Origin of the sequence: Bacillus sp. JCM 19034 (assembly GCF_001310635.1) — a bacterium.
GTDB lineage: Bacteria > Bacillota > Bacilli > Bacillales > Bacillaceae_D > Halalkalibacter.
Window position 1 is genome coordinate 1 of record NZ_BAXR01000041.1, and the last position, 4232, is coordinate 4232.

Sequence of the window (4232 nt, forward strand, 5' to 3'; positions counted from 1 at the left end):
TTTCGGTTCACGAGGATAGACTAAGATTTCCTCACTTGGCTTATCTGGGTCATCAATATTGTCGCCATCAACCGTTGCGATGTTCTCAATATCTTGACTCGCCTGACCTTCACCGACTATTACTTGGAACGTCACCGTATGCCAATCGGTATCTCTGACATCACCGAACTGTCCAACGATTTCGCCATCGACATAATGTCCAGCATCGTCATCCTCTTCATCTGTGACACCTTCGCCATCTACCTCTAATGTGCCTGGCACATACTCAAGGCCTTCTGGTAGTTCATCACGGATGATCAGGTTTTTCACTAAGCTATCTTCGATTGTATTACGTGTTTGAATCGTATACAGCAGTGTATCTCCCACTTCTGGGTGATCTCCATCTGTATTACCATCCGCTTTTTCAACTAGTTCCGCTGCTTTTTCAGACTCTAATACTGGGTCGTGATACGCTAACGGTGTCGTTGTCTCATTTGTTTCTGTTTCTACTTTTTCATTCGTTAGTAGATTTTCATACTCAATTTGTGCTTGGTTGATGATTTCATCAATGGCATCATCCACTAACGCTTTTACTTTAAATTGAACAGTGACACCATTAGGTAAATCATTACTATTCGGAAGGTCTCCTAAATGAACGATCACCTTTTCACCGTCAAAATGTCCGGCATCATCTTCTTCTTCATCCGTTAAGTCCCCTGAACCTGGACCATCGATAATTTTTAACGATCCTGGCACATATTCTGTACCTGCAGGAATTTCATCTTGAAAGACGACATCTGCGGCAATATCTCCACCATTATTTACAATTGTCACTTCATAAGTTAACTCGTCACCAGCGTATACTTCGCCATCCGGTGAGACTGTTTTTTGAGCGACCACACACGGTTCAGTTCCGAGGAAGATGTCGTCTAAGAAGTTTCCTGCTGCAGGATTTCCACCAGCTGCAGAAATCGCTTCAAATCCAAATCGTGTTACCGTTTGACCTGCGGGTACTATATATGTTCCTGAATAGTATTCCCACTCATCTTTACCCGAAGTAAATTCCTCAATAGTCGGTAATAAACTAGGAGCAACGTCCGCTGAGCCGATTTTAACAGCCATCGTATCATCACCAAGTCTACCTTTATGAGCTAAACGCCAATAAATGATTTGCCCTGGAGTCGTTTCTAAATCTTGGAATAGCTGAGCAGGCTCACGACTATTTAATTCTGCGAACTGTTCACCGTGAATGACTTCATTTTTTAAACCTTGTTGATCCTGGATCGAGCCAGGTTCGATTTGGTCCATTAATGACTGATTAAAAATTTCAAACAAACCAGATGAATCTGTCGTCTGCCATCCTGGTACATATTCCTGTTGTACATCAAACCAACCGCTTCTACCAACTAGCCTAGGATCATCAAGAGAATATACCGGTTCTTCGAAACTACCATTAATCAATGCGACTGGTCTTGCACACGCATCAATTTCTTCCAAAGGTTTGATGGTATTCGTAGTTTCATTTGTCTCGATTGTTTCGCTTTCGCTTGCTAATAGATTGTCATAATGAATTAATGCCTTATTCGTAACTTCTCTTTCCGTATCCGTGTCCAGTGCTTTTACTTTAAACTGAACCGTTATGCCATCAGGCAAATCATTCGTGTTTGGCAAATCGCCTAAATCAATGATGACTTTTTCCCCATCAAATTCACCGGCATCGTCATCTGCGTCATCAGTTAAATCACTTGTGTTAGGACCATCAATAATTTTTAAAGAACCTGGAACATATTCCGTACCTTCAGGAATAACATCCTCAAATATTGTGTTTGCCGCAATGTCTCCGCCTTCGTTCTTAACATTTACTTCATACGTTAATTCTTGTCCAGCGAATACCTCTCCTTCTGGAGAAACCATTTTTTCGACCGCCACACATGGTTCTGTTCCGAGGAAGATGTCGTCTATCAGGTTACCCCAGGCAGGATCGCCATTTGCAGACGATACAGCATCAAAACCAAATCGTGTCATAGTTTGGCCTTCTGGAACAATATACGTTCCAGTATAATACGTCCACATGTTGTTTGGACTAGCCATTTGTTCAATAACAGGAAGGGTTTCCGGTTCGTTTTCAGCAGATCCAATGCGAAGCTGCATAACATCTTCTCCAAATTCCCCTCGATGAGCTAGACGCCAATAAATGGTTTGACCTGGTGATGTTTCGACATCCTGGTATAACATAGATGGTTCATGAGCATTTAATTCTGCATATTGAGTTCCATCTGCTGCAACAACAGGAATCAATCCTTCGAATCCACCTAAAAATTCATTGGAATCTTGCATGATTTGTATTCGTTTATCTGATGCAGTAGTATACCATCCTGGAACCTCATCCTCGTAAAAGTACATCCAGTATTGCTCCGATCCTGGGGATCCTGTATCTCCAGCATTCCTTGCAGGCGGTTCCTCAAAACTACCATTAATCATTGCAACTGGTGCAGTGCATGGATCAAAATCCCGATCACTAATGCTAAATTCGGCTTCAGATTCTACCGTATCCATTCCATCACTATTTACAACAGCGATATTCTTAATCGTATTCCCTGCCTGATCATCAAGAATCTTCGCTTCAAACGTAACAGTGCGCTCATCAGTATCCGATACATTACCAAAGTCTGCGGTAATTTTCCCGTTATTATAATCAGGGGTTACATTATGACTAGCCTGTAAAGTACCTTCTATAAATTCTAATCCACTTGGTATTTCATCTTCAATCGTTACATTCTTAGCTATTGTTCCATCTACTGTATTTTTAGCAACAATCGTATATACAACCGTATCACCGACTTCGTAATGTGAATTATCACCAAGTTTGTTACTGACTTCCTTATTGATTTCTAATTCAGGAGGGATTATCTCTAAAGCAACACCCCAAAAGTGAGGGGAATACCCATCTACACTACCCCTATCATCAACAGGTTCCGCCGTAAAAATTTGATCTAATCGATCAATCCCTGCTGGAAAATAAATCGAATCGGTAAAATTGTAATTAAAAATATCAGCGTTGGCAGGTGTCCGATCCGGATTTCTCGTACTTATATTTTGACCATTTTTTGTGATGCTTCCATTCCAAAAGTTATTTTCATCTCTCGTACTATCACTCATAAAAGAACTATTCACAACTTGGCCATCTTTATATGAGATAATTTGATATTGGACATTTCCTATATTTTCATTGCCACCATAGACACTAGCTACCATACTTCCCATCAAACTACCAGTTTGCTTTGTCAAAAAGGGCTCATCTGATAAAGTTGAAGGGTTATCCGTTCTAGAACCAAAATAATAATTCAATTTTGTCATCATTGGTGGTAAATCGTCATTTTTTTCAACAAAAACGATATCCCAATTGGCTATAACATCAGAACCCCAAGGAACAGATAATGGGTTTCGCAATATTATGTTTTTCCCCCAGTAATGACCAGCACCTTCTTGTTTAACAAAATCTGTAATATCATATACTACATGAGGAGTTGAATCAAAAAGAATTCTACCACCGCTTGGTCCTTCAATAAATGTACCTAACTCTCCGTCTGTTGTTGTTTGTATATTATTAGGTAATATATAAAGAAACGCTGCTTCAACTTCTCCATTTGGTATATACTCCATAGATGTACTACTAAAAGTCGATGAATCTCCATCTACATCAATATATCGACCTTTTATAGCTGGGTCTGGTGAAACGTCATATCCATTAACGTTACTACCACCTATAGCTTGAAGATGATAAAATCCAATTTTATCGAAAACGGTAATTGCACCAGGCCCATTAAAGGGATATGATGGGAATTGGCTTGAATACACATCTTCTGATGATGTTATTACCATTTGAGATTGTGTATTGGAGTTTATCTCCTCTTCTACAATTTCTTCATCTTCCACCGTCTGAGCTTCTTCGTCAGTATCAGTAGTCTCTAGATCCCCTTGTACTAATTCATCGGTACTTTCTGGATCTTCTTGAGACAAATCTTCTTCCGGAGTCATTTCTATTGGTATAACAACAGCAAGATTCGTCTCCAAAGCATTGCCATCAACGTAAACTTCTGCAACGTTTTCAATTCCCTCTCCAGAAACCGCTTCCTCTTTTACTTGAGCTGTTATACGCAGCTTAACTTCCTTACCTGCAAGCTCGTCAATTTGCTCTTTCGTCCATTCAAGGGAAACGTTTTGTTCATCTACCACTACTTGATATGTATCGT

At 40.0% G+C, this 4232-nt stretch carries 1 protein-coding gene; it reads right to left on the reverse strand.

Annotated elements, in window-relative coordinates; translation table 11 throughout:
- Positions 1–4232, reverse strand: a 4232-nt coding sequence (locus tag JCM19034_RS20405) for an isopeptide-forming domain-containing fimbrial protein (protein ID WP_156324088.1), incomplete at both ends; no start/stop codon positions are given.